23 protein-coding genes are annotated in these 26,056 nt (G+C 65.1%); 6 read left to right on the forward strand and 17 right to left on the reverse strand.

Translation table 11 applies throughout. The features are described 5' to 3' along the window. Positions 1–35: 35 nt before the first annotated feature. Entirely contained in the window at positions 36–590 is a 555-nt protein-coding gene (locus AC4D2R_RS16885; protein WP_490941261.1) for an acyl-CoA thioesterase, read from the forward strand. Between the two features lie 58 nt (positions 591–648). Here the strand turns inward: AC4D2R_RS16885 and AC4D2R_RS16890 are convergent, their stop codons facing one another. Further along, positions 649–2,286, reverse strand: coding sequence for a hypothetical protein (locus AC4D2R_RS16890; protein ID WP_490941262.1), 1,638 nt, complete (start codon positions 2,284–2,286; stop codon positions 649–651). Positions 2,287–2,618: 332 nt separating this feature from the next. Between AC4D2R_RS16890 and AC4D2R_RS16895 the strand changes: the two genes are divergently transcribed. The 3 genes from AC4D2R_RS16895 (at position 2,619) to AC4D2R_RS16905 (ending at position 6,080) form a co-directional block, all read left to right on the forward strand. Then, a complete protein-coding gene (locus AC4D2R_RS16895; RefSeq protein ID WP_490900551.1) occupies positions 2,619–2,831 on the forward strand; it encodes a hypothetical protein in 213 nt (70 codons plus the stop codon). A 112-nt stretch (positions 2,832–2,943) separates the two neighbouring features. Beyond that, positions 2,944–5,115 carry a 4-alpha-glucanotransferase gene (gene malQ / locus AC4D2R_RS16900; protein WP_490941263.1) on the forward strand — a complete coding sequence of 724 codons (2,172 nt, stop codon included), beginning with the start codon at positions 2,944–2,946 and terminating at the stop codon, positions 5,113–5,115. Between the two features lie 47 nt (positions 5,116–5,162). After that, positions 5,163–6,080 (forward strand): NAD(P)/FAD-dependent oxidoreductase, encoded by a 918-nt coding sequence (locus tag AC4D2R_RS16905; protein ID WP_490941264.1) that lies wholly within the window; start codon positions 5,163–5,165, stop codon positions 6,078–6,080. On the opposite strand, the gene AC4D2R_RS16910 is transcribed toward AC4D2R_RS16905, so the two are convergent. The 6 genes from AC4D2R_RS16910 to AC4D2R_RS16935 all read right to left on the reverse strand — a co-directional run bounded on the left by AC4D2R_RS16910 (position 6,077) and on the right by AC4D2R_RS16935 (position 12,593). Further along, a complete protein-coding gene (locus AC4D2R_RS16910) occupies positions 6,077–6,361 on the reverse strand; it encodes an acylphosphatase (RefSeq protein ID WP_490941265.1) in 285 nt (94 codons plus the stop codon). The two genes, AC4D2R_RS16905 and AC4D2R_RS16910, sit on opposite strands and share 4 nt — an antisense overlap. Then, positions 6,358–7,062, reverse strand: coding sequence for an alpha/beta hydrolase (locus tag AC4D2R_RS16915; RefSeq protein ID WP_490941266.1), 705 nt, complete (start codon positions 7,060–7,062; stop codon positions 6,358–6,360). Before AC4D2R_RS16915 ends, AC4D2R_RS16910 begins: the two co-directional genes overlap by 4 nt. 228 nt (positions 7,063–7,290) lie before the next feature. Further along, entirely contained in the window at positions 7,291–8,622 is a 1,332-nt protein-coding gene (locus AC4D2R_RS16920; RefSeq protein WP_490941267.1) for an ABC transporter substrate-binding protein, read from the reverse strand. A gap of 73 nt (positions 8,623–8,695) precedes the next feature. Then, the gene (locus AC4D2R_RS16925) at positions 8,696–9,529 is read right to left on the reverse strand and encodes a carbohydrate ABC transporter permease (RefSeq protein WP_490901508.1); all 834 of its coding nucleotides are present in this window, start codon (positions 9,527–9,529) and stop codon (positions 8,696–8,698) included. A 77-nt stretch (positions 9,530–9,606) separates the two neighbouring features. After that, complete coding sequence (locus tag AC4D2R_RS16930) at positions 9,607–10,536, reverse strand: carbohydrate ABC transporter permease (RefSeq protein ID WP_490900557.1); 930 nt, start codon at positions 10,534–10,536, stop codon at positions 9,607–9,609. After that, positions 10,533–12,593: a beta-galactosidase gene (locus AC4D2R_RS16935; RefSeq protein ID WP_490941268.1), complete on the reverse strand. Its 2,061-nt coding sequence runs from the start codon at positions 12,591–12,593 to the stop codon at positions 10,533–10,535. Before AC4D2R_RS16935 ends, AC4D2R_RS16930 begins: the two co-directional genes overlap by 4 nt. 204 nt (positions 12,594–12,797) lie before the next feature. On the opposite strand from AC4D2R_RS16935, the gene AC4D2R_RS16940 reads away from it, so the two are divergent. After that, positions 12,798–13,814, forward strand: coding sequence for a LacI family DNA-binding transcriptional regulator (locus AC4D2R_RS16940; protein WP_490900559.1), 1,017 nt, complete (start codon positions 12,798–12,800; stop codon positions 13,812–13,814). Positions 13,815–13,821: 7 nt separating this feature from the next. On the opposite strand, the gene AC4D2R_RS16945 is transcribed toward AC4D2R_RS16940, so the two are convergent. Beyond that, positions 13,822–15,969: an alpha-galactosidase gene (locus AC4D2R_RS16945; protein WP_490941269.1), complete on the reverse strand. Its 2,148-nt coding sequence runs from the start codon at positions 15,967–15,969 to the stop codon at positions 13,822–13,824. A gap of 75 nt (positions 15,970–16,044) precedes the next feature. Continuing rightward, complete coding sequence (locus AC4D2R_RS16950) at positions 16,045–17,763, reverse strand: sensor histidine kinase (protein WP_490941270.1); 1,719 nt, start codon at positions 17,761–17,763, stop codon at positions 16,045–16,047. Positions 17,764–17,942: 179 nt separating this feature from the next. Here AC4D2R_RS16950 and AC4D2R_RS16955 point away from each other — a divergent pair, with 179 nt between their 5' ends. Continuing rightward, entirely contained in the window at positions 17,943–18,710 is a 768-nt protein-coding gene (locus AC4D2R_RS16955) for a response regulator transcription factor (RefSeq protein WP_490900562.1), read from the forward strand. A gap of 30 nt (positions 18,711–18,740) precedes the next feature. Here the strand turns inward: AC4D2R_RS16955 and AC4D2R_RS16960 are convergent, their stop codons facing one another. From AC4D2R_RS16960 to AC4D2R_RS16995, 8 genes are all read right to left on the reverse strand, one after another. After that, entirely contained in the window at positions 18,741–19,121 is a 381-nt protein-coding gene (locus tag AC4D2R_RS16960) for an Hpt domain-containing protein (RefSeq protein WP_490941271.1), read from the reverse strand. Positions 19,122–19,318: 197 nt separating this feature from the next. Continuing rightward, the gene (locus tag AC4D2R_RS16965) at positions 19,319–20,203 is read right to left on the reverse strand and encodes a type II secretion system F family protein (protein ID WP_490941272.1); all 885 of its coding nucleotides are present in this window, start codon (positions 20,201–20,203) and stop codon (positions 19,319–19,321) included. Between the two features lie 7 nt (positions 20,204–20,210). Further along, positions 20,211–21,140, reverse strand: a complete 930-nt coding sequence (locus AC4D2R_RS16970; protein ID WP_490941273.1) for a type II secretion system F family protein — start codon at positions 21,138–21,140, stop codon at positions 20,211–20,213. A 27-nt stretch (positions 21,141–21,167) separates the two neighbouring features. After that, positions 21,168–22,670, reverse strand: coding sequence for a TadA family conjugal transfer-associated ATPase (locus AC4D2R_RS16975; protein ID WP_490941274.1), 1,503 nt, complete (start codon positions 22,668–22,670; stop codon positions 21,168–21,170). Beyond that, a complete protein-coding gene (locus tag AC4D2R_RS16980; protein WP_490941275.1) occupies positions 22,667–23,863 on the reverse strand; it encodes a CpaE/TadZ family protein in 1,197 nt (398 codons plus the stop codon). The genes AC4D2R_RS16975 and AC4D2R_RS16980 overlap by 4 nt, the downstream gene beginning before the upstream one ends. Continuing rightward, positions 23,860–24,462: an RcpC/CpaB family pilus assembly protein gene (locus AC4D2R_RS16985; protein ID WP_490941276.1), complete on the reverse strand. Its 603-nt coding sequence runs from the start codon at positions 24,460–24,462 to the stop codon at positions 23,860–23,862. The genes AC4D2R_RS16980 and AC4D2R_RS16985 overlap by 4 nt, the downstream gene beginning before the upstream one ends. Before the next feature lie 140 nt (positions 24,463–24,602). Further along, positions 24,603–25,610 carry a pilus assembly protein TadG-related protein gene (locus tag AC4D2R_RS16990; protein WP_490941277.1) on the reverse strand — a complete coding sequence of 336 codons (1,008 nt, stop codon included), beginning with the start codon at positions 25,608–25,610 and terminating at the stop codon, positions 24,603–24,605. Then, positions 25,598–25,975, reverse strand: coding sequence for a TadE/TadG family type IV pilus assembly protein (locus AC4D2R_RS16995; RefSeq protein ID WP_490941278.1), 378 nt, complete (start codon positions 25,973–25,975; stop codon positions 25,598–25,600). Before AC4D2R_RS16995 ends, AC4D2R_RS16990 begins: the two co-directional genes overlap by 13 nt. Between the last annotated feature and the right edge of the window lie 81 nt (positions 25,976–26,056).

Consider the following 26,056-nt stretch of genomic DNA (forward strand, 5'->3'; position numbering starts at 1 on the left):
CTTCCCTAGGGGTTACCGGCGGGTAACCTAGGGGGATGCACCTGATCTTCCGTACTCTCCTCCTGCTCTGGACTTCCCGCCGCCGACCGGCGCTGAGCGTGTGGGGCCAATCCTCGCTTCCGCTGCGTGTCCTTCCCACCGACATCGACATCGCCCTGCACGTCAACAACGGAATGTACTTTTCGCTCATGGACCTGGGCCGGTTCGACCTGATGATCCGCAGCGGGGTATGGCGGAAAATGCGCAAACTCCGCTGGAGCCCGGTTGCAGCCGGAGAGACCATCAGCTTCCGCAAGTCGCTGCAGCTGGGCCAGCGCTACTCGGTTGAGACGCGGATCCTTGGCATGGATGACCGCGCCTTCTACTTCGAACAGCGGATGGTGAGCGGAGGCGAGATCTACGCCCGTGCATTCATCGCAACCCGCCTCGTCTCTCCCCGCGGGCCGGTGCCAATCGAAGACATCCTCGCCGCGTTCGGTTCACCCCCGGCGAACCTTGTGCTTCCGGACTGGATCCACGAGTGGCGGCTGAACAACTCGCTGCCCAGCGCCCGCCGCGCCGCCCCCCACGCCTGGGTGGACCAGCACTGACGGCCACATGGGGAAAGGGGTGCACCAGTTCCTGGTGCACCCCTTTCCTTTGCCGGTCCTAGTGGAGGCGACGGCGGGTGAGCAGCATCATGGCCAGCAGTCCGCCGAGGATGGCCAGCGGAATCATCAGTGCCAGAATGCCCGGCGAGGAAACCACAGCGGCAGGAGTCATGGCCGAGGTTGAGGCGGACATGCGCTCCGTTCCCGCGGCGAGCTTGCCGTTGCCGACTGCCAGCTTGGCCGCGCCGTCGGCGAGTTTGGTGTTGCCCTCGGCCAGCTGCGCCGCGCCCTCGTTGAGCTTGGATGCGCCGGTGTCGAGTGCGCCGGCCCCCTCGTTGAGCTTGCCCATCCCGCTCTTCAGGGTAGTGGTTCCGGTGGCGAGGCGGTTTGAACCGGCGGCGAGCCGCGAGGCGCCGTCGGCCAGCCGCGCATTGCCGTCACTGAGCCGGGTGGCGCCGTCGGAGAGTTTGGCCACGCCGGCCAGGAGGCCCGGTTCGGTGGCGGTGCCCTGGTAGCCGGCATTGAGGCGCATCAGGCCGCCGTTGAGGGTAGCTGCGCCTTCTGCGAGCTGCGCGGCGCCGGGGAGCAGGCCTGGGCTGGTCCCCGAACCGTTGAACCCCGCGTCGAGGCGCTGCATTCCGCTTGTCAGCTTTCCGGCACCCGCCGAGAGGGGAGTGAGCCCTTCGGTGTAGAGGCGGTTCAGCTTGGTCTGCGACTTGGCCGTGCCCACCTGCACCTGGGCGGCACCGTCGGCCAGAGCCGCGGTTCCGGGAACAACCTGGGTTGCGGTCGTCTCGGCCAACGTGGCGCTTCCCGCCTTGAGCTGACCGAGCCCGGCGTCGAGCTGGCCTGCGCCTGAGTTGAGGGCATCCAGCTGGGGGAGCAGCGACTTGAGCGTCATGTTGCCGTAGACCGGGTGATTGGCCAGAGCCAGGAGGTCGGCCGTTCCTTTGGAGAGCTGCCCCGACCCGTCCTTTGCGTCGGAGATCCCCTGGCTGAGCTGTCCCGCGCCCGCATCGAGCTGCACCGCTCCGTCACGAAGCGTTGCCGCGCCGGCTGCGACTTTCTGGGCACCTTCGGCGAGGCGGGCGGAGTCGGGAAGTGATGCTTCAACCTCGGCGAGCAGGTCGTTGGTGCCGGCGCTCAGGGCGGCCGAACCGTCGAGCGCCTGCCGGGTTCCGTCGGCGAGCTGGCCGGCACCTGCATGAAGCTTCGCGGCGCCGTCGGCCACCCGCTGGGCGCCGCTCTGCGCCTGCGCGGTTCCCGCTGCAAGCTTTTCGGTTCCGGCGGCAAGCCTGCCCGTGCCCGCCTGCAGGTCGGCGGCACCCATTGCCGCGGTATCTGCCCCGGCGCTCAGCGTCCCGGTGCCTTCCTTGAGTTCCGCTGCGCCCCGGGCGAGGGCCGCCGCTCCGGTTCCGGCGGACTTCAGGCCGGTTGTCAGTTTTCCGGTTCCGGCATCGAGCTTCGCCGTTCCGGATGCCAGTTCCTTCGAGCCGTCCCGCACCTTTTCGGCGCCCTCGCTGAGCGCCGCTGAGCCGTCATTGGCCTGGACGGCGCCGTCCTGGAGCTGCCCGGCGCCGTTGGCGACTTTCCCGGTGAACAGCGCAAAGAAGGCGAGGAGGGCAATGAGGAGCAGAGCAAGGAAGATGGTGAGGACCGCATGGAGGCGGTTGGAGGGCGCAGTGGACCTGAGCATGCAGAAATTCCGTTCTCGAAGCGAAACGCCCCTGAGGGCATGGTCGACGAGCGGAAATGCCGGCAAGCACTCGTCGTTGAGCAGTGCACGGTGAGCGCCGGACCCTCTGCCGGCCCAGGGGCACTCAAAGTGAAGCGAAAATGTGACTGAAGTTACATTTGTAAGCTACTGATGGGTAACTTAGCAAGGGGTTGGGAGGATAAGTTACTGGGGAGTAGGACCTGGGCGCGTCGGCTGGCCCTCTGGAATTTTGTTAGTGTGCTAATGGTTGAAAGGAATATCAACAGAATCGACTGCAGGAGGCGGCCCCAGGCCGCGGGAGGACACCGGAAATGGCTGAGAAGCAGAGACTCGCACTGAGGTTCATGGCGGCAACCGGAAGGATGCGAGCGGTATTCGGTCCCGCGCAGCAGGGATCAACCGCCGGACCCGTGGCGTACCGCAACGATGCCGCACAGAAGCGGCGCCAGGAGGAACTTCAGCAGTGGGAGGTTGTCCGCAACGCCGATGGGTCAACCTACCTGGTGTCGAGGCAGGGCGGCTGATCCCGCCGCAGCCTTGAAGACACAGGCCCCATCTGACGCTTCCGTGTCAAGGATGGGGCACTGGGGCGGGGCGAAGGTGGAGGAGAGCACCCGCCACCCCTACATTTGAGGGATGGCCGAAACACATGCACCGTCCCCCCTGCCCACCCCGCTGCAGCGTCTTGCTGAAGCCCATCGGGTAAGCACCACATTCCTCGGGTGGGACGGCGCCCTGAAGCAGGTCCAGCCGGAAACCCTCGTGGCGGTGCTCGCCGCGCTGGGTGTTCCCGCCTCCAGTGAGGAGGCGGTCCAAGCCTCCCTTGACCTTCAGGAAACCGAGCCCTGGCTCCGGATGCTGCCGCGGGTCGTCGTCGTCCGGCACGACGAGCCGGAACCCGTTACGCTCCACCTTCCGGCCGGTGCCGAGGCCGAGGTCTGGGTGGCGGGGGAAGATGGGCTGCGGTACACCTGCGGCACCCAAGGTGATCCGACACAGACCCGGGTAGTTGACGGTCAGGAAGTCGAGCGCGTGAGCGCCACCCTGCCCCACGCCCTCCCGCTCGGATGGCATACCCTTCACGTCACGGCAGGCGGACGCGAAGAGCAGTGCACGCTCGTGGTCACGCCGGACCGGCTGAGCACCACGGGCAAGCTCCTGAACTCGACCACCTGGGGCCTCATGGCCCAGCTCTACTCGGTGCGCTCCACGCGCTCCTGGGGGATCGGAGACCTCGGAGACCTCGGCGAACTTGCGGCAGTGGCTGCGGAGAAGGGCGCGGGGTTCGTCCTGGTGAACCCGCTGCACGCTGCGGAGCCGAAACCGCCCGTCGAGCCCTCCCCGTACCTGCCGACCACCCGGCGCTTCTTCCACCCCCTCTACCTGCGGATCGAGAATATCCCGGAGTATGCCCGGCTCGACCCGGCCTCCCATGCCGAAGTCGAGCGGCTCGCAGCGGGCTTCCGCGAAGCGAACTCGACCACTGACCTGCTTGACCGCAACGCGTCCTACGCGGCCAAAATCTCGGCCCTTGAGCTCATCTTCAAAGTGGAGCGCCCGGCCCAGCGGCAGTCGGATTTCGACCATTTCTGCGCCGAGCAGGGCGAGGGCCTCGAAAACTTCGCCCTGTGGTCCGCTCTCGCGGAGACCCTTCCGCCGGGATCACCGGAGTGGGAGTCGGCCGGCCGCCCCGGCACCACCGCAGCGCTGGAGCAGCGCAGACGGCTTGCCCCGAGGGTTGAGTTCCATCAGTGGCTGCAGTGGCTGTGCGACGAACAGCTGCAGGAGGCGCAGCTTGAGGCGACGGATGCGGGAATGGGCATCGGCATCGTGCACGACCTCGCCGTGGGTGTCCACCCCAGCGGGGCAGACGCATGGGCGCTTCAGGACGTCCTCGCCTCGGGCATCAGCGTTGGTGCCCCGCCGGACATGTTCAACCAGCACGGGCAGGACTGGAGCCAGCCGCCGTGGCACCCGGAGCGCCTCGCCGAATCCGGCTACGCGGCGTTCCGCGACATGCTCCGGAATATCCTGCGCAACGCCGGAGGGATCCGCGTGGACCATATCCTCGGACTGTTTCGCCTCTGGTGGATCCCGCAGGGCAGTGAGCCCGGGGACGGCGCCTACGTCTACTACGACCACGAGGCGCTGATCGGCATCCTCGCGCTTGAGGCCGAGCGGGCCGGAGCCGTGGTGGTGGGCGAGGACCTTGGCGTATTCGAGCCAGGGGTGCAGGAGTACCTCGCCGAACGCGGAATCTTTGGAACCTCCATCCTGTGGTTTGAACAGGACGCGAACGGTCCACTTCTGCCTGAGCGTTACCGCAGGGCCTGCCTGACGACGGTCACCACCCACGACCTCCCGCCGTCGGCCGGATACCTGGCCGGCGAGCATGTGGTGCTGCGCGAATCCCTGGGGCTGCTCAGCCGCCCGGTCGAGGAGGAGGGCGCCGAAGACAGGGCCACGCAGGCGAAGTTCCTTGCCGTCCTGAGGGAGCGCGGCCTGCTGCGTAACGTCGAGGAGGTGTCGGTGCAGGAAACCGTCGAGGCCCTCCACGCCTTCATCGCCCAAACCCCGTCCGTGCTGCTTGGTGTTGCGCTCGCGGACGCCGTGGGGGAGCGGCGCACCCAGAACCAGCCAGGAACTAACGATGAATACCCCAACTGGCGCATCCCGCTGGCCGATGCCGAAGGCAGGGCCGTTTTGCTCGATGACCTTGCAGGCAACGAGCGGTTCACATCGCTCATCAAGGTGCTGCGGGGTGCGGCCCGGGCGCGTGGTCAAGAAAAATCTTCAACCGGACGTTAATAGTAAGCCAGCTGACTAAACCCCCGATTCTGTGTAAAAATATATCCATGCCAACCGGGGAATACGAAGAGTACGACGTGGTCATTATCGGCGGAGGAATGGCCGGGCTGAGCGCGGCCCTGGTCCTCGGGCGCTCGCGGCGTGCCGTTGCCGTTGTCGACGCCCGGGGGCCGCGCAATGCCGCCGCCGAACTCGCCCACGGGTTCCTGACCCGCGACGGCACCGCCCCCGAGGAGATGGTCCGACTGGCCAGGGAAGATGCCGCCGCCTACGGAGTGGAGATGCTTTACGGCACGGCTGTTGCGGCCGAAGCCGCGGGGCCCGGTTGGCTCGTCACCCTGGACGCCGGAGCGGTGCTGGGTGCGCGCCACGTCGTCGTCGCCACGGGCCTGCGGGATGTGCTGCCGAGCATCGAGGGTGCGCGGGATGTCTGGGGGACAGGCTTGCTGCAGTGCCCCTACTGCCACGGGTGGGAGGTGCGCGACCGCAGGCTCGGTGTCCTCGGCACAAGTGATTCCTCGGTCCAACAGGCCGTGCTGCTTCGCCAGTGGTCGCCTGACGTTACCTTCTTCGTTCACGAGATCGGCACCCTCAGCCCCGAAGACAGCAGCCGGCTCAAGGCGCGTGGGGTCACTGTCGCCGAGGGCCAGGTGCAGCGTCTGGTCTCGGGGCCCGGGGGCCTCGCGGCGGCCGAGCTCGCCGGCGGGCGGTCGGTTCCGTGTGATGCGTTGTTCTGCGAGCCGCAGGCTGAGGTCGACGGGCCGCTGATCGGGGATCTGGGCTGTGAGCTGCGCGAGGACGGCTGTCTCTCTACCGACGAACTTGGACGCACCAGCGTGGAGAAAGTGTGGGCCGTCGGAAATGTTGCGGATCCCGCGGCGCAGCTCATTTCCGCGGCGGGCGACGCGTACCGGACCGCCGTCTCGCTGAACGCGATCCTCGCCGAGGAAGACGCAGCCTCCTAGCGGGTGTCGAATCCGGTGAGCGCGCCGGTTCCTTCACCCAACGTGGCCTCCACGTTCTCCACCTGACCCGGCGTGCGGCCGGAGCGCAGGCGCCGGAGCAGTTCCTCAACGTCAGGCTGCTCCCCTTCGGCGACGATCCGCACCGACCCGTCGTTCTGATTGGCGGCCGAACCCGAAAGGCCGAGTTGTTGAGCCTGTTTCAACGTCCAGTACCGGAAGCCCACAGCCTGGACCTCGCCGGTGACAAGGGCTTCGAGCCGCATGATGTCGCTGATAATCAACCCTCCATCCGGTGGTGCTGCTGCCAGTTCAGCCAGCCGGCCGCCTCCTGGGCGGTTCCGACGGGCACGGTGTGCGGGCCGTCGAACTCGCGGTAGATAACCTCGTAACCCTCGCGTTGGAGCACCGGGACGATCCTGCGGCTCGTTGACTCAATGGGCAGGACGGCGTCGTTGACTCCGTGCGAAATGAAGACGGCGGGATTCCCGGTGCGCGGGGCGATGGGAATGAAGCCGGGGGAGAAGGCGAGGATGCGCTTGAAGAGGTCGCCGTTGGCCAGGCCGAGGCCGAGGGCGTAGGAGGCGCCGTCGGAAAAGCCGCCGATGCCGATCATTTCCGGATCGATGGAGACGAGTTCGAACACCTGCTCCAGCGAGCGGTTGATCAGATCGACGTCGGGGCCAAACCCTTGGTGGATGGCGTCCCAGGTCGAGCCGCGGGAGGCTGGGGAGAGGACGACGATGCTGTATTTCTCGGCAACGGTGCTCAGCAGCGCCAGGCCGCCGGCGGCGTCGCCCCCAGCACCATGGAGGGCCACGAGTAGGGGAGCTGGCTGCTCCGGCTTGAGGCTTTCCGGTACGTAGACAACCGGATCCCGGCGCGGTGCAAGACCCAGCGGATGGGTGCCTTTCATTGTGCGGTTTCCGGGGTCCACCTGGTCGGGACGCGCGCTGAGCCTTGCCGGGTGCTCCTTATTCTGCACGCGTCCTCCATCGATTCCGCAGCTCACAGCCGATATCAGCAGTGCACACTGGACCGCTCCCCGAAGAAATGCGCGGCGCGTCACCACTTGCCTTAGTTTAGGGGAGGTCTGGGCGCCGCGGCAGAATCACCGGAAGTCTTACGCCGCCCCTGCCCAAACAGCAGATCACCACCCCTGCCGGTGCGGCGGAGGTGGTGATCTGCTGTTTCGCGGAAGGAGAGTGCTGGGTTACTCCTTGACGGGAATCGACTGGGACTTCAGCGACTCGATTGTCTTCTTCTCGCCGTTTTCAAGGGCGTCCATCAGGGTTCCGCTGCCGCCGATGGCGCTGCCGAATCCGTCAGAGACGTCGGTGTAGGTCTGCGTCATCGTCGGGCCCCAGGTGAAGTCGGGGTTGACGTTCGACGACGCCTCGGCGAAGACGTCGTAAATCTTGGCGTCGTCGTAGAACTCAACACCGCCGCTGAACGCGTCGAGGGTCGACGCCGACTTCGCAGCCGGGTACAGGCCGCCGAGCTCGTTGGCGAGCGCGAGCGCTTCGGGATCGGTGTTCAGCCACAGGGCGAACTGGGCCGCTTCGTGCGGGTGCTCCGAGCCCTTCAGGACAGCCGTTGACGAGCCGCCCCAGTTGCCTGCGGCCTTTCCGCCTTCTTCCCACTGCGGCATCGGGGCAACGGCCCACTTGCCGGCGGTGTCGGGCGCACCGGTGGCCAGGGTCGAGGCACCCCAGACGGCGGAGACCCAGGTCCACTGATCGCCCTCGTTGAAGGACGCGTTCCACTCATCCGAGAAGGACGGAAGGGTGGAGACCTGGTCCTTGCTCAGCAAGTCCTGCCAGTAGCCGGCAACCTTCTCCGACTCCTCGCCGGTGAGGTTTACGTCCCAGCCCTCCTGGTCATTGCCGAACCACTGTCCGCCGGCCTGCCACACGAGGCCTGCGAACCAGTTGACGTCGCCGCGGGGGAAGTTGGTGATGTACGAGCCACGTTCCTTGATCTGCTCGGCGGCGTCGGCGTACTCATCCCACGTGGTCGGCACCTTGATGCCGGCCTCCTCGAAGAGGTCGGCGCGGTAGAACATGGCCATCGGGCCGCTGTCCTGCGGCACTGCGTAGACGGCGTCTTCCTCACCGAAGGTCACCTGGCCCCAGGTCCAGTCAACAAACTGGTCCTTGGCGTCGGAGACTCCCTCGCAGGAAGCGATGTTTTCGAGGCCGTCCTGCACCCGGAAGTTGGGAAGGGCGTCGTACTCAACCTGACCCAGGTCGGGGGCGTTGCCGGCCTGGAGTTGGTTGAAGAAGTTCTGGTACGTGCCCGAGTTGCCGTTCGGTCCGGTCTGGACCTTGACCTGGATGTCGGGGTTTTCCTCGTTCCAGAGTTCGACAACCTTGTCCATGCCGGGAACCCAGCTGGTGTAGGTCAGCTCCACGGGGCCCGAGGCCGGCTCGCAGGAGGCGGCTTCGGCACCTGCGGTGTCTTCCCCGCCGGCTGCACAGCCGGCCAGTGTGAGCGCAGAAACCATGGCAAAGGCTGCGGTGGCTTTTCCGTAATGCGCGCGCATTCTCTATTCCTATCGGTGGGATGAATTGAGCGGCGGTCGCCGCTCAACGGATTGGTGGTGTTGGTCAGGGGCGTTACTTGACGCTTCCGGCGCCCAGACCGCTGCTCCAGAAGCGCTGGAGCGCGAGGAATGCGGCGATGAGCGGAAGGATCGAAACAAGCGCGCCGATGATGACGAGGCTGCGCAGTTCGGGGATCTGGCTGATCTGGCTGTTCCAGGCGTAGAGGCCCAGGGTCACCGGGAACAGGGTCTGGTCCCGCAGCATGATCAGGGGAAGGAAGAAGTTGTTCCAGATGGCCACGAACTGGAACAGGAAGATCGTCACCAGGGCCGGGGCCATCAGGCGGGTGGACACGGTGAAGAAGGTGCGGATTTCACCGGAGCCGTCGAGGCGGGCCGCCTCAAGGAGCTCACCGGGCACGCTTGCCGCCGCATAGATGCGGGCGAGGTACACGCCGAACGGGCTCACGAGGCTGGGGAGGAAGACCGCCCACAGGGTGTTGGTCAGCTTGACCTCGCTGAAGATGAGGAACAGCGGAAGGGCGAGCGCCGTGGCCGGAACCAGCACACCGCTCAGCACGATGTTGAAGATTGCCTCACGCCCCCGGAACTCGTACTTGGCAAGGGCGTACCCGCACATTGCGGCAATGATGGTGCCCAGCAGGGCGCCGACGCCGGCGTAGATCGCGCTGTTGACCAGCCAGCGGCCAAACACGCCGTCTCCATAGGAGAACAGCCGCCCGATGTTGGAGAAGAACGTCGAGAACGACTCCGCGGTGAACCACAGCGGGGCGGTTCCGGTGATCTGCCCGCCGGTCTTTGTCGAGGAGACAAGAAGCCACCAGATGGGGGTGAGGAAGTACAGCGTGAAGACGCCCATGATGAGCATCGCGGCGCTGCGCGAGATGAGGCTGTGCTTGGGGCCGCGGGGCGCTGATCCTCGCTGCGAGGACCTCCGGCCCGGTGCGGTGGCGGCTGCTGAAGTCACTGGGAGACCTTCCGCTGGGTTGCCTTCAGGAAGACGAAGGAAAGAATGAAGGTGGCAACGGCCAAGACAACGGAGAAGGCGGCCGCGAGGTTGTAGTTGGGCACCGAGGCCGTTGTGTAGACGGCGAGGTTAGGCGTGAAGCTGCTGCTGATCGCCGAGCTGAAGCTGCGAAGGGTCTGCGGCTCGGCAAGGAGCTGGAGGGTGCCGATGATCGAGAAGACACCGGTGAGGATGATGGCCGGGACCACCAGGGGGATCTTGATCCGCCACGCGATCTGGAGGTTGCTTGCGCCGTCGAGGCGGGCCGCTTCATAGATTTCGGTGGGGATGGCCAGCAGCGACGAGTAGATGATCAGCATGTTGTAGCCGACGTAGACCCACGTCACGACATTGGCGATGGCCCACAGCACGAGCTCCGCGGAGAGCACGTTGACCTCCGAGGTGACAAGCCCGAAGGGGGAGAGCGTGGGCGAGTAGAGGAAGCCCCACATGATCGCCGCGATGACGCCGGGAACGGCGTACGGGGCGAAGAATGCGAGGCGGAAGAACTTCTTGCCCTTCAGCAGCGGCGAATCGAGCAGCAGCGCGAACAGCAGGGCCAGGCCGAGCATGATCGGCACCTGTACGGCTCCGAAGAGAAGCACCCGGCCCACCGAAGCCCAGAACGCGGTGTTCTGGAAGACCTGCTCGTACTGGGTGAACCCGCCGAACACCTGCTTGGGGGGACCGAAGGTTCCCTCGCGCTCCACGGTGAGCAGGGACTGGACGACGGCGAAGACGATCGGGATCGCGTAGAACGCCAGGAAGAGGACCGCGAACGGTGCGATGAACAGGAGGACGGCGCGGCGTTGCGCAGCGAAAGTCCTGCTCTTCCGGGGTTTTGCTGCCCCCTTCACCGGGGCCGGAGATGTGCTGGTGGTGGTCACTGTTCTTTTCCTTTTGGCCCGGGGAAGGGGCCATCGGTGGGCATTACGGGATTGGTCGTGCGAACCACGCGGACGGCGCCGGCAGGAATGACGACGACGTCGGCAACTTCTTCGCCGGCGATGAGCTCAACCCCCCGCACTGGGTATTTGTGGTCCTCGGTTGAGTGGTTGATCAGGAAGACGTAGCTGGCGGAGTCGTTGGAGCGGATGACCGTCTCGAGCCCCTCCGCCGTTGCAGGCACGGCGATTCCCGCCGCGCCTGCCGCTTCAGTGAGGAGGCCGCGCATCGTCTTGAGGTCAAGCGACGTCGCGACATACCAGGCCTGGCCGGCGCCGAAACCGTTGCGGGTGACCGCCGGGGTCCCGGCGAGGGTGCCGCCCGCGTAGGAGGCGACGGCGTCGGCACCCTCGAGGCGCAGCGCCTCGCTCCACAGCGAGGCCTCGGCGCCGTTGTCCAGCGCGAGGCTCTGGCCGGGAGCGAGCGGGAAGAATTCCTCGGTGCGAATGCCCAGGAGCTCGCGGAAGGCGCCGGGGTATCCGCCGGTGCGGACCCGCTCGTTCTCGTCGACGATGCCGCTGAAGTAGGTGACGACGGCGTGGCCGCCGCCGCGGACATAGGCCTGGAGGGCTTCGGCGTCCGCGTCCCGCACGAGGTACAAGGAGGGCACGACGGCGAGCTTGTATCCGGAGAGGTCGGCGCCCGGAGGAACGATGTCGACGGTGATGCCGGCCTCCCACAACGCCCGGTAGGCGGCGTGGATCTGCTCGATGTAGCTGACGTCGGAGGACGGGTGGGAGTCCTGGTCGTGGGCCCACCACGCTTCCCAGCTGAACACGAGGGCGGCCTCGGACCGGACGGTGGTTCCCGCGACCTCCTTCAGGCGCTGGAGGATGCCGCCGAGTTCGACGACGTCCTTCCAGATCCGCGAGTCGGTGCCGGCGTGGGGGAGCATTGCGGAGTGGAACTTCTCGCTGCCCTGCACCGAGGCGCGCCACTGGAAGAAGCACAGGCCGTCGGCCCCGCGGGCAAGGTGCGTGAGTGAATTGCGCAACATCTCGCCCGGGCCCTTGGCGAGATTGCGGGGCTGCCAGTTCACGGCTCCGGTCGAATGCTCCATGAGCAGCCACGGCGAACCCTGGGCGAGGCCACGGGTGGCGTCGGCAGCGAACGAGAGTTCGGGAAGGGGCGCATCGAGCCGGTGGTCCAGGTAGTGGTCGTTGGCGATGACGTCCATGTGCTCCGCCCAGGTCCAGTAGTCCTGCGTGCGGATGTGGGCGGTGACCATGAAGTTGGTGGTGACCGGCACCGCGCTGTTGCGGTTGAGGATCTCGGCCTCTGCCTGGTAGTGGGCCAGCAACTGATCGGAACTGAAGCGCTGGAAGTCCAGATTCTGCGTGGGGTTGGGGGTGGAGAGGGTGGTCCGCGGAGGGAGGATCTGCTCCCAGGCGGAGTAGCGCTGGCTCCAGAAGGCCGTGCCCCAGGCCGAGTTCAGCGCATCAAGGTTCTCGTAGCGGCCCTGAAGCCATCGGCGGAAGGCGGCGGCGGACTCGTCGCAGTAGCACAAGGCGTTGTGGCAGCCGAGCTCGTTCGAGACGTGCCACAGCCGGACGGCGGGGTGCGAGCCGTAGCGTCGGGAGACCTCCTCGACGAGCCGCAGCGCGTACTCGCGGTAGATGGGCGAGCTCGGGCAGAAGGCCTGCCGACCGCCCGGCCAGCGGGTGGTGCCGTCTACGGCGGCGGGAAGGACCTCCGGGTGGAGGGTGGTCAGCCAGGCCGGGGTGGATGAGGTTCCCGTGCCGAGGTTGACGCCGATGCCGTTTTTGTGGAGCAGGTCGAGGATCTCGTCGAGGTGGTCGAACGAGAAGTTTCCGGGGGTCGTTTCGATCTCGGCCCAGCCGAAGATGTTGACGGCGACGAGGTTGACCCCGGCCTCCTGCATGAGGCGGACGTCCTCCCGCCACACCTCGCGGTCCCACTGTTCCGGGTTGTAGTCGCAGCCGAAGATCAACTGCCCCTGCCCCGACAATCCGGCGACTGATGTTTTGCTCGGGCTCAACCCTGCTCCTTCAACACTGCGAAAAAAATTTGAGGTCTCTGGGTTGGGCTGCGCCGGCCTGGATGCATTCTGTGAACGCTCCCAGAAAGGAGCGACCAAATCCGGCCTGTGCCTCTGTGAACGCTCCCAGCGTAACAACGTTCTCCGGAGCGGTCAACGGAGTTCCGCGCAAACAGGGCGTTCGCGCTCGGATAGAGTACTGATATGCCGCTCATCCGCCCCCGTGTCCGCCGGGCCACAATCAACGACGTCGCGGACGCCGCAGGTCTCTCCCGCGGCACTGTCTCCCGGGTGGTCAACGGCGAAAAATACGTTTCGGAAGAGGCCCGGCTGGCCGTCGAGTCGGCGATCGCCCGCGTCGGCTACGTGCGGAACACGGCCGCGCGGAACCTCGTGACCCAGGAGTCGCGTGCCGTCGCGCTGATCATCCACGAGCCGCATTCGCTGCTCTTCGAGGATCCCAATATCGGCTCGATCCTGCTGGGCGCCAACGAGTCGCTCTCCAGGGCCGACTACCAGCTCGTGTCGCTGATCATCGATTCGGACCGCGACAGCCGCAGGGTGGCCGAATACCTCAGCGGAGGCCTGGTGGACGGCGCGGTGATCGTCTCGGCGCGCGCCGCCGATCCGATCGCCAAGGCCGTCTCGGACATCGGCATTCCCGCAGCCTTCGTGGGCCACCCCTCAGGGACCCCCGACCTGCCGTACGTCGCGATCGACAACCTGAGCGCGGCCCACACCATCACCAGCCGGCTGGTCGCGACCGGACGGAAGCGTGTGGGGATGATCGCCAGCGCCCTCGACCGCGATTCCGGCCAGGACCGCTTCCTCGGCTTCAAGGCCGCGCTCGGCGACCAGTTCGACCCGACCCTTGTCGTCGAATACCCGCTCTACACCTACGGCTACGGCTTTGAGGGGATGCTGGAGCTGCTGAGGCGCCGCCCGGACATCGACGGCGTGTTCGCGGCCTCCGACGCCGTCGCCGCCGGCGCGATGACCGCGCTGCAGGAAAGCGGACGCCGGGTCCCGGAGGACGTCGGCATCGTCGGTTTCGACGACAGCAGCTGGGCCCTGCGGACCAGGCCGCAGCTTTCGACCGTACGGCAGCCGGCCGACCTGCTCGGAAGCACCGCCGCCGAGCTGGTGCTCGCCCAGATCCGGGGCATGCCGAGCCCCGCCCGCACCCTTGAGACAACGGTGATGTGGCGGGACTCGGCCTGAGCCTGCCCTAGGAGCCGGAGGCCCGCAGTTCGATCAGCAGCGACTGTTCGGGCAGTAGGACCGGTGCCTCGATGCCGACGGAGCCGAGCAGGCGCCCGGTGAGGCTGAGCGGGCGGCCCTCGAGGGAGGCCTGCGCCCACTCAAGCGGCGACTGGCCGTTGCCGGGAAGCTCCCGGTACGGGGCGGCGAGACCGATGCTGTATCGGGCGTCGGGGTCGAGCCCGGGGAAGGTGATCCTGCCCGGAGGGTAGCTGGCACTCGAGGCGGTGAGCGTGTAGCCGAACAGGGCCGAGCCGCGGTCCGCTGCCACGACGCCGCGGACGTCCATTGCGGGATCGGCGAGGTCGGCGTGGACCATGCGGCCGCCGTGCAGCACCTCGCGCCACTGCTTGTGCAGCTCGAGCCACTCCCGAAGCTCTGCTGTCTGTGCCGTGGAGAGCCCGGAGATGTCCCACTCGACGCCGTAGTGGCCGAACACGGCGGTGGCCGCCCGGAAGGGAAGCTCGTGGGTGCGGCCGGTCGAGTGGGAGACCGGGCCGCCGATGTGCATGCCGAGCAGTTCCGGCGGAGCGAGCAGGCCCGTGTACTTCTGGATGGGCAGCCTCTCGATCGGGTCGATGCAGTCGCTGGTCCAGATGCGGTCGGTCCGCTCGAGGATCCCCATGTCGACGCGGGCGCCGCCGGAGGCGCAGCTTTCGATCTCGAGGCCCGGATGACGGCTCTTGAGCTCATCGAGCAGCCGGTAGAGCGCGCGGACGTTCTCGTGGACGGCGGCCCGTCCGGTCCGTGCGTCGGCGGCGTCGAGGAGGTCCCGGTTGTGGTCCCACTTGATGTAGGAGATGTCGTTGTTCGCCAGGATGTCGTCAATGCACTTGAGGATGTACTCGTAGGCCTCATTGTTGGCCAGGTTCAGCACCTGCTGCTGGCGGCCGGGCACCGGCAGGCGCCCCTCGGCCTGAAGGATCCACTCGGGGTGGGAGCGGGCAAGGTCGGAGTCGAGGTTGATCATCTCCGGCTCGAACCACAGGCCGAACTCCATGCCCCGCGACTTCACGTGGTCAATCAGGGGAGTGAGGCCTTCGGGCCAGACGGCGGGGTCGACGAACCAGTCGCCAAGGCCGGCGGTGTCGTCACGGCGGCCGCGGAACCAGCCGTCGTCGAGCACGAAACGCTCGATCCCGGCTTCGGCCGCGCGGTCGGCCAGCCGGCTGAGGCGTTCGAGGTTGTGGTCGAAATACACCGCTTCCCAGGTGTTGAGCGTGACGGGGCGCGGCCGGCGCGGGTGTGATGGCCGGGTGCGGAACTCCTCGTGGAACCGGGCGGCGAGCTCGTTGAGCCCGTTGCCCCAGGAGGCGAGGGCGTCGGGGGCGGAGTAGCTTTCACCCGGTGCCAGGACGATTTCCTGGGGGAGCAGCAGTTCGCCGGCGCCGAGGAGCGCCTCACCCGTGGGAGTCTTTTCGACGAGGAGCTGGTGGTTTCCGCTCCAGGCGGTGTGGACGGCGTGGACCAGGCCGCGCTCGAACCCGAACGAGGTTTCGCCGGCGGCGAGGAGCAGTGAGGCGTCGGCGCCGGGGCGGCCCTTGCGGCTTTCCCTGCGGTAGCTGCCGGCGGTGAGGTTGTGGCGCTGCGGACTCCGCTCGCGCAGGTGCCGCCCGGTGGTGTCGAGGACTTCCTGCGCCGTCGAGGGAAGCGGGAAGGTCGCCAGCAGCGAGCGGACTTCGTAGTCCGTGCCGCCGGTGTTCGTGACGGTGAGCTGCTGGCGCAGGAGACCGGCGGCGGTGAGGGTCAGGGTGCTGGTCAGCGTCAGGCCGCTCGTTGCGTCCTCGGCGGTGACCGTCAGCCTGTGCTCCGTGGCCTCAAGCGCGGTGGTGGCGAAGGCGGGCGAGAGAAAGGACCCGCCGCGGTGCCCGGTGAACCCGGGCGTTCCCTGCCAGCCGAAGGCCTCCTGCGGCACGAGGGTCAGCCGCGCGGGGACGTCGAGGCCGCCCGAGACCCGCTGCGGGCGGACAGCCGCGGCGAGGTCCGCCAGGTTATCGGCGGAGACGTCGCCAAGTGCCGCCCCCCAGTACAGGATCGTCGGAAGGCCGCCGGTTGAGGTGTCGATGACGACGCTGGTTCCGGAGCGCGCAAGGTGAAGGACGGGAGTGGAAGGCATGCTTCATTTGTACTTGAAAAGTGAATTCGAGTGTCAATTCCCAAGTGCCCGGAACCGGTTCTTTTCGGCGTGCGCTCAGCGGGCCGGCTCGGCGGGAAGGGTGACGGTGAAGCTGGTTCCACCGCCCGGAGCGCTGGTGCAGGTGATCGTGCCGCCGTGCCCTTCAACGATGGCCTTGGTGATGGAAAGCCCGAGCCCCGTGCCCGGGATTGCCGATTCCCGCACCGACTGCGTGCGGAAGAACTTGTCGAAGGCCTTCGCGGCGTCGGCGGCCGACATCCCGATCCCCGTGTCCTCGACGCAGAGCTTCACTTCGCTGCCCTGCGGGCGGGCCGTCACAATGATCGTTCCGCCGGTGGTTGAGTACTTGATCGCGTTGGAGAGGAGGTTGTCGAGCACCTGACTGATGCGCAGCGGGTCCGCGTGCGTCCACAGGGGTGCCGGCACGTCCGTCCGGATGGTGAGCCCTGCGGCTTCGGCGTGGGGCAGCGCCGTTCCGACGCTCGAGCCGACGAGACCGGCGAGGTCTGTTCGGCGGGGATGGACGCTCATGGCGGCGGAGGCGGAGAGCAGCAGGTCGGAAACCAGCTCCAGCAGCCGTTCGGCGTTGGCGTGTGCGATGTTCAGGTAGGAGGCCGTGTCCGGCGGAATGCGGTCCTCCTCGTCGAGCACCAGTTCAAGGTTGCCGAGGATCGAAGTCAGGGGCGTCCGGAGTTCGTGGGAGACGTTGGCGATCAGCTCGTCCTTGGCGCTGATCGCCTCGACGAGCCCCGTGACGTCGCTTGTGGCGACCACTGCCCCGCCGAATTCGCCGGCGTCGGTGGTCATGGCGCGCGCGGCGGTGGAAAGGGCCCGCTGGCCGGGGCCGACTCCGGCCCAGACGAGGTGGTCGGCGAAGGTTTCGCCGTCGATGGCCCGGCGCACGGGCCGCCTGCTGGCCGGAACCGGGGTTCGGCGGTCGGCACCGAACAGCAGCAGGTCCGGTTCCTTCGCTTTGGGCGTTCCGGGAGGGGAGCTGAGCTTGTGGAAGACGCGCTGCTGGTGGTTGGAGAGCATCGTGTCGCCGCCGGCGTCGACGGCAACCACTCCGACGTCGATGGTGTCGAGGATCGTGTTGAGCAGGCGCTCGCGCTCGTTGCTGGAGCGAAGCAGCCGGCGCAGGGTTGCGTCTTTGCGCAGGAGTTCGCGCTGCTGCTGTGCCGCATTTGCCGTCACGAAGCGCAGCACCAGGGCCACGGCAAGAAGCATTGCCGGAAGGAAGACGAGACCGCTGAACTGTGCGGCGGCCACCTCCGGCGGCTGACCGATCAAGGGAATTCCAATGGTTGCCAACGGGGCAAGGAAGCTGATCAGCACCGCGGCCCAGGGGAAGATGCCCGAGGCCGACAGCCAGATCACCGGGAAGATCAGGAGTATTCCGAGGCCGGGGAGGACCTCGCTCCCGCTGTTCCGGGAAAGGGCGATCGCGACGATATCGCCGAGGGGAATCAAGAGGGGAGCGCTCTGCGGAAGCCGCTCCCAGGGCACAACCCAGCAGCAGATGAACAGCACCGCATGAAGGACCAGCGACGCCTCGAACAGGGGCACGCCCAGCAGTCCCGGCCACACGCCCGGCGCGGCAAGCGCGACGCCCAGGATGATGGCGGTCAGGGGGAGCTGGCACAGGCCTATCCGGGCCCGAGGCCCAAGCCGGCGGAGGAACCGGTTCGTGTCGCCGACTGCGAGGTCATCGGGCGGCAGATACGGCTCATCAAGGAGATCCGCGGCCCCATGCTCCTTTTGAATTGACGACATTGTTCCATTATGCGGCCGCCCGGCGGCAGTGGGTGCTAAGGAAGAAAGGAAACTCGAAAAAACAAGGGTCACTTACGTAACACACCCAGTGCTTGTAGCCTGTACTAGATAACAGCGGGTCTCAAACACGCGGTGTGAATCAATTTCACAGGTTCAGTTATCCATCACAGGGGACAAATATGGGTGATCAGGGGACAGCTGTCGTTATCGAGGACGATGAGGATGTGCGGAATCTCCTAGGAGCGGTGCTGCAGCAGTCGGGTTTCGATGTGCGAACCGGCGCTACCGGCCGCGACGGAGTCGAGGCCGTCCGCCTCAACGACCCGACGGTGGTGACGCTCGACGTCGGGCTGCCGGATATCGACGGATTCGAGGTTCTGCGCAGGATCCGCGCGTTCAGCGACTGCTACATCATCATGCTGACCGCGCGCACCGATGAACTCGACACCCTCCTGGCGCTGCAGTCAGGCGCCGACGACTTCCTGATCAAGCCGTTCCGTCCGCGCGAACTTCGGGCACGGGTCGCCGCGATGCTGCGCCGCCCGCGCCCGTCGGCCACGGCCCAGTACGATGGCGACCGCTACGGGCCCGACAGCTCGCCGGTCGCAACGAAACCGGCAACGCTCAAGCACAACGGCCTGGTGCTGCACCAGGAGACGCGTACGGCGAAGCTTCACGACGTGGAGATGAGCCTCACCCGCAGCGAATTCGACCTGCTTCACGAACTGATGCGGGGAGCGGGTGCAGTGCGCACCAAGGCCGACCTCGTGCGGGTGGTCCGGGGTGACCAGTTCCGCGAGGGCGCGTACGTGAGCGACGTCGACGAGCGGGCGGTCGAGGTGCACATCGGGAACCTGCGCAGGAAGCTGCGCGAGGATCCGCGGAACCCCCGCTGGCTCGTGACAGTGCGCGGGGTCGGCTATCGGTTGGCGCCGGAACGTTCCTGAATCACCTGATCGGCACTGCGGTCGCCCCGCCTAGGGGATGTTCTGAAGGTAGCCCGAGCGCAGGGCGCGGACGGTTTTGGAGCCGACCCGTTCAATCTGCGGCAGCAGGGCGTGGGCGGCTCCGAGTTCCTCCCGGTCGATGAGCTCCTCGAGGCGCAGGGCGAGGAGTCGCAGCCGTGCCGCGCCGATCATCGTTGAGACGTTCCGGACGCTGAGGATTGCGTCTTTTGCCGCGTCACAGTCCCGCGCTGTCACGGCGTGAGCGAGCTTGGCGTAACGCCTGTCCCAGATGTCGACGAAGTCCCGTGCGAAGGCGTGGACGGGGGCTGCGTCGTCGAACTCGTCCTCGAGCCGGCGGAGCGTCTCCAGGTCCACCAGGGGGGTCCTGAGCGCGGGGGGAAGGATTTTCACCGAAGTTCCCCCTTCACGCTCGACAGCGGAATCCGGGCAGGTTGAGCCGCCCGGGCCGGGTCTGCGTGCAACAAGGACATTCTGAAAGGCTACGGTCTCGCTGGGAAAAAATCGCTAGCCCTAGGGCATCCTGCGTAAACCCTGCGGAATTCCTCAGGTTTTGAGAACTCTGGGCTTTTCCTGCGCGAAACCTAGGCTTATTTGCCGCTAAAGGTCATGAAGGCGTTGATACCAGCGGGACCCAAGATCGCGATGAACAGCACCGGAAAGATGAAGAAGAGGAGCGGGAAGAGCACCATGACGGGGAGCTTCATTGCCTTCTCTTCCGCCCGCTGCCGCCGCTTCACGCGCATCACCTTTGCCTGGATGCGCAGCACCTGGCTGATCGCAATACCGTACGCGTCAGCCTGCACCACGGCCTGGACGAAGCTGCGGAGCTCTGGAACGTTGGTGCGCTCGGTGAGGGCGAGATAGGACTCCCGGCGCGAGCGGCCCACCTGCATGTCCTGCAGTGTGCGGACAATTTCCTCGGCAAGTGGGCCCTTTCCGTTCTCACCGGCCCGTGCCATCGCCCCCTCGAATCCCAACCCGGCTTCAACGGAAATGAGCATCTGGTCAAGCGTGTTGGCGAGTTCGAGTTGGATCTGCTGTTGGCGCTTCTGGCCGTTGCTCAGGAGAAGGAGATCTGGAAGAAAATACGAGACCCCGAAGACTGCGATACCAACAATCTTAATGAGTGGACTTGAGTTCGCACTCACGAAGTAAAATCCGACGACCGCACCTCCCAGCGCCAGGCCCGGTTTTGCGGCCAGCAAGCGCGAAAGCGGCATGGATGCCGGACGCCCGGCAAGGGCGAGTAACTTATCGAGCCGGGCAACATAGCTGTCGGGCGTGAGCCTCCGTCCAATGGCTGTAAGCACCCCATCATCGGAACCGTTGGGCCGCCCATCGTCGTCCGCGCCTCGGTTCAGATTCACTTGGATTGCCGATTTGGCTTTCCCATCGCTGGTAACCCAGATCCAGCCGAGGTAGCCCAACGGCAGTGCAACAAGGAGCATCCCCATGAGCATCAACGTGTCCATTGCATCCTCAAAACTTCAGGTCGATGATCTTACGCATCCAAAGCCCACCAATGACCATGAAGACTGCGGAAAGGCCGATCAAGACCCAGCCAATCGGATGGTTGAAGAGCGGCTCCATATATCCAGGACTCGCCACCAGCAGCAATCCGACTATGCCGAACGGCATAGCCATAAGGATGTACGCCGAGAACTTTCCTTCCGCGGCAAGTGACTTGATATGCCCCTTTATCTCACTGCGCTCACGGATAGTCTCGTTAACCTGATCAAGCACCTCGGCAAGATTCCCGCCCACCTCCCGGTTGATCTGGATTGCTTGTGCTACCCACACGAAGTCCTCATTGCGCATTCGTGCCGCAGTGTCATTGAGTGAGGCAAGCAGGTCACGGCCCAGACTGGTTTCGGTGACCACTCGGCGCATCTCCTCGGACGTCGGAACGGCGGATTCGGTGGCCGCGGCGTCGATTGCACGCATGATGCTGTGGCCGGCTCGCAGCCCGCCGGTCAGAAGCTGCAGCGTGTCGCCGAGCTGTTGGTCGAACTTCTGACGTCGTTTTGCCGTTGAGCGTCCTATAAAGAGCTGGGCCGCGACCGGGACCATTAGGAACAAAAGGATTGCGCTCAGGGGGCCGCCAATTACGACTCCCAGTACGGCGGCCGCACAGGCAGCGGACGCGACAAGGACGAGAAAATCAGCCTGGCTGATGCGGATGCCGGCGTTCTCAAGCGCCTCTCTGTTATAGAGCCTTACGGTGTGCTGTGCCAGATAGCGATCAATCAAGTCGGTGGTTGTCCCCGCGAAACGCGAGAAAGAGGATGACGATTCGGTCTTGTAAGGACGCCTACGGTCAAGCGGAACGTCGGGCTGGGGCTTGAGCACAACCCCGAGAACGAGCAGGAGCGCGGTGATGACGAGGAATGCGCCAATCAGCAACTCCATGTGTTCCTCCTCTTGCTGCACAGCCTCTTAGCGCACACCGGGGGCATCCCTTCCGGCGAAGACCCGCGGAGAAACATGGATCCCCATGTCTTCGAAACGGTCGATGAACCGGGGACGGATTCCCGTAGGAATTGGGGCGCCCCGGAAACGTCCACGTTCGTCGACACCTGCTGCGAAGTCAAAGACGAAGGCATCCTGGAGCGTGACGACGTCCCCTTCCATTCCCTGCACTTCGGTAACGTGCGTAATGCGTCGGGTACCGTCGCGCAGTCGCGAGATTTGAATGATCAGATGAACGGCTGAGGCAATTTGCTCCCGGATTGCTCGCAGTGGCAGGTCCATGCCTGCCATGAGGACCAGGGTCTCAAGACGGGCGATTGCGTCACGCGGTGAATTGGAGTGCACGGTTGAGAGGGAACCGTCGTGCCCGGTGTTCATTGCCTGGAGCATATCGAGGGATTCACCTCCTCGTACTTCGCCGACAACGATCCGATCGGGGCGCATTCGCAGGGAATTGCGCAGCAGTTCGCGAATCGTGACTTCGCCCTTCCCTTCAGTATTAGGCGGCCGGCTTTCGAGCCGGACCACGTGTTCCTGTTGGATTTGCAGTTCGACCGCGTCTTCGATGGTGACGATCCGGTCATCGTCGGGCAGGAAGGATGAGAGAACGTTGAGCAGGGTGGTTTTGCCGGTTCCCGTGCCGCCCGAAACAATGATGTTTAGCTTTGCCTTAACGCACGCATTGAGTAGTTCGGCCATTTCGGGCGTGAGGGTTCCAAAGTCGATCAGGTTTTGGACCGTAAGGGGAACCTTGCTGAACTTCCGGATGGTGAGCGAGGACCCGCCCACGGCCAGGGGCGGGATGACGGCATTCACGCGGGATCCGTCTTCGAGGCGGGCGTCAACGAGCGGTGATGACTCATCGATGCGTCGGCCCACCTTTGACACGATGCGTTCGATGACTTTCCGCAAATGGTCCTCGGAGCTGAACCGTGAGTGGGTGAGGGTCAGCTTTCCCTTCCGCTCAACATAGATTTGGTCCATCCGGTTGACCATGATCTCGGTGACATCGGGGTCGTCGAGGAGCCGCTGAAGGGGGCCGTACCCGAGGACGTCGTCGGCGACGTCGCGGATGAGGCGAGTCCGTTCGTCCGGGGAGAGTGGCACCTGCTCGGCGTCGATGACCTTGGTCAGTTCATCCCGGGCAGCCGCACGGAGCTCCTGCTCCGAAATGCTGGAGTCGCTGAACCGGCCCCCCATCCGCTCAAACAACGCAGTCGCAGCGCGCTGCTTCAACCCTGCAAGTGCATCAACCGGCTGTTGGACTCGCGGTTTCGTTGCACGGTCCAACCCCAGTTTAGGGGCCGCAAATACAGGCGCGGATTCTTCGTCAATTGGATTGCTGGGCGGGGCGCCCGCTGCAGCGGAGGGTGCCAGGGAAACCGCTCCGTGTTCGACGGTCCGCCGCGCAGGCTCCGTTACCGGCTGGTTCTTTTGTTGCACGGCATTGAGGCGTTCTGCGAGGTTCATCGGACAACAACCCTTCGGTGGACCTTCCGCTGGGTCTTTGCCCGCCACACCGGGTCGAAGCGCTGTACCAGTTGGTTCATACCTTTTACGGCGCCGTCCTTCCGCGATTCCTGAAGGACGGGGATGCCGCGGTTGGTCGAGTAGGCGACAGCCCTCGATCGGGGGATGCTCACATCGACCGGAGCACCAATCGTCGCTTCGACGTCCTGAACCGACAAACCTGCTTTCGAATCAGCCATGTTGAGGACAACATGACGGGTTTCGGGGAGGATATCCAGCTGCTTGAGGACGTCGAGCCCGGAGCGCAGCCCCCTCACGCTGGGGATGTCCATGCCGGTCACCCACACAACATCGGTGCAGCGTTCCATTGCGGCCAGTCCCAGGTCAAGCAATCCTGGGGCAGTGTCAACCACCACGAACTGGAAGGTCCCAGCGAGCTGGTCAAGCAGGCGTGTAACCTGGGCGGCGGAAACCCCATCGGCTTCCGCAGGGTTTTTTGGAGCGCACAGCGCGTAGATGCCGGCCGGGTGCACTGTGAGGAAAGCCTTGAGGACGAGGGTATCGGCACTCGCGGAAGGGGAAACGGCGTCGGTGACGGTGTGCTCTGGCTCAAGATACAGTCCTGATGCGACGTCGCCGAACTGCAGGTCGAGGTCGACGATTACGACGCTCATCGGAGCCAATTTTCCGAGCCCGACCGCGATATTTGTCGCGACAGTGGTTTTGCCCACACCACCCTTTGGGGAAAAAACCCCGATGACCATACCTTTGTCCTGAGGCTCCTGCGGTGCCGAGTGGTAGGTCCGCTGCCGGGTCGCATATGCCTGGCAGGCACGTTCGAGGACAACGCGGATCTGCGCTGGGTCCGCCGCCGGGCTGAGTACGTCGCGGATACCGGCGCGCATTGCGTGGATCACCAGTTCGGGATCGAAATCACCGACGAGGATGACGCTAATTTCAGGGTGCTGAATGTCGAAGATCGTGGACAGCCGCAGGGCGTCGTCCGGCGCGACCCCGGGACCGAGGATCAGTACTTCGGGGTGCCGTGTCAGCTCCGCAAAGAGCTGCTGAGGATCTTCGGGCAGGGCGGAGGTGGCGAACGTCATCACGTCGCCTTGAAGCCCGCCCTGCACGGCAGCGCGCAGCAACCGGTCAAATTCGATGTCGGGGGAGATGAGAATGAACCGGCTCACTGAAGCACCTCCGGGAAGCGGACAGGCTCACGGGGGCTTTCCTTGGCTTCCGCCGGCTCCTTCGTGAGCCAGATAGAACCGAATTCGGCGGTAAAGATGATTTTTGCCGCCTGCGCGTCATCCACGGCAACGGTGATGAGTTGGGCGCCTTCGGTAAACTCCTGCCCTTCCTCGTCCTCGGATTCTTCGGAAACCTTCTTTGCGCGCTGGACCCCGGTCACGAGCACCTTGTGGAAGCCACGCTGGGTGACCTGGGGCGTTTCTTCGGGTTCAAAGGACAGATAGATGCCGACTGTGTCACCTGCTGTGATCCTGCCACCAACTACCCGCTGGACGTCGAGTCCGAAGGTCACCTCTTGGAGGCCCGCTGGCACCGGCACCGAACCTGGGGTCTGCAGTTCCACAGGATCAACCAGCCGTTCCGCGAGCAGTTGCTCACCCGGAACCAGATCGACCACAGTAACTTTGCCCTCCTGCGCGTTGAGATCATTCAGGCTTGAGATTGCCGAGTCCGGCACCGCATTGGAGGGTTGTGATTCAACGGCGACTAACTCGGTCAGATCCTCAACGGGAGTGCCAGCGGGTGCCGCTTCCTGCACGACCAGGACCTGGATCGGTTCAAGGTCTTTCATTGCGCGGGTGTTTGCATTTTGGGCGTACGAAAAAACGAGGACAACACCGATGAGCGCTAGAACCACGGCAACCGTCCCACCCACTAAGCGTGACTTCACCGATACTCCTAGTCGATTGTCATTTGAACGATGTTCGTGCCATATTCACTCGGCGGACCGATCGTATATCCCTCGGTCAGGGAAACGTACCTGACAAAGGTCCCGATGATTCCTCGGCAATCGCCGGTGCACCTGGGTGTTCCCGTGTTTCTAAAAGTATTCCCGGAAAAATTCCACCCTTCCACTCTGAAGGCCGCGAAGCTTTGAAGAGTGTATTGCGCGCGACTGCCTGTGAGATCTGCCTCAACATAAACAGGAATTAGGATGGTTGGAGGGGCTCCAGCCGTAATCTGGGCCTGCCATTCCCTGAGGAGACCCGAACAATTGCTCGGGAGGGCCAGGCCGGGATTCCCCTGTGCGAGGGTGCCGTCGATCTCCGCACCGCATTCGCCGGGCTCTTGATCGAGCCACCCAAAGCCGCCTGGAACGTCGGCGCCCGAGGGTGTGCGAGACGGGCACTTTTCCGGATCCGCTCCACGGTCGCTTCCATGGAGCCGGAGGAGTTGGCGGGCGCCCTCGACGCGGTCTTCGACCTGACAGCGAGAAACGGTGGCCGGAAACGGGGCGGGGCCCCTTGTCGGCCCACCCCAGCGGGCGCTGGCGCGCGCTCCAACTTCGGCCGAGGGAATCCCGAAGACGTTCGCGAAGAGGAGTGAAACGCTATTGTCGGGTGCTCCGGGATCCTCGGCGCTGGTTGTTACCCTGACTCTGCCGTCGGTGCGGTTGATCGTGATTTGCCGCACGTTGGTGCGGGAATCACGTGCATTGGCATCCGCCAGCCGGTTCGCAATCGGCGATCCGATAGAACAGTTGGCGTCACTAGCGTCATCGGCACATTCCTGTGCGACGGCCAGGGCGCCAGCGTCAGCACTGTTTTGAAGCTGCGCTCGCTCGGAATAGAGGAGTCCAACATCGACAACAATGGCGGCGAAACCCAGGAGGACAACCATCAGGAGTGCCAACATGACGCTGACTGCACCCCGCTCCGATTTCCCAAGTGCATCTACCCGCCGCACAACATGGCTCCTTCTCCGGTCAACGTGAATGGTCCGGCGATTCCGGTGAGGGTGTCCAACGTGTAGGTGATCTCCACTCTTGCATCTCTACCGGTGGCGCAGCCAGCCAACGGTTCGACTCTGATATTCGACGCGTTAAGCCGCGGGTTGAGAGCCGAATCAGCATTGATTGTCGCGGTGACCGCGCCGGCCCTGTCATTTCCAATGGCCATAACACGTACGCCCTCCCGGGCCGCCTGCGTCAGGACAATTTGGGCGTTATAAACGCGGCCAAACTCCATGATGCCCATGAGGATCAGAAGAAGCACGGGCAGCAGAAGAGCAAACTCGACCGCAGCAGCGCCGCGCTCTCCGTCTCTTCGCATTGATTCGTCGAATCTCCTAGTCGGGCTGCAATTGAAATATCGGTGGTGGGGTTCGAAACCCCACCACCGATATTGATTCGG

This window comes from Arthrobacter sp. TJ-217, from assembly GCF_058269255.1.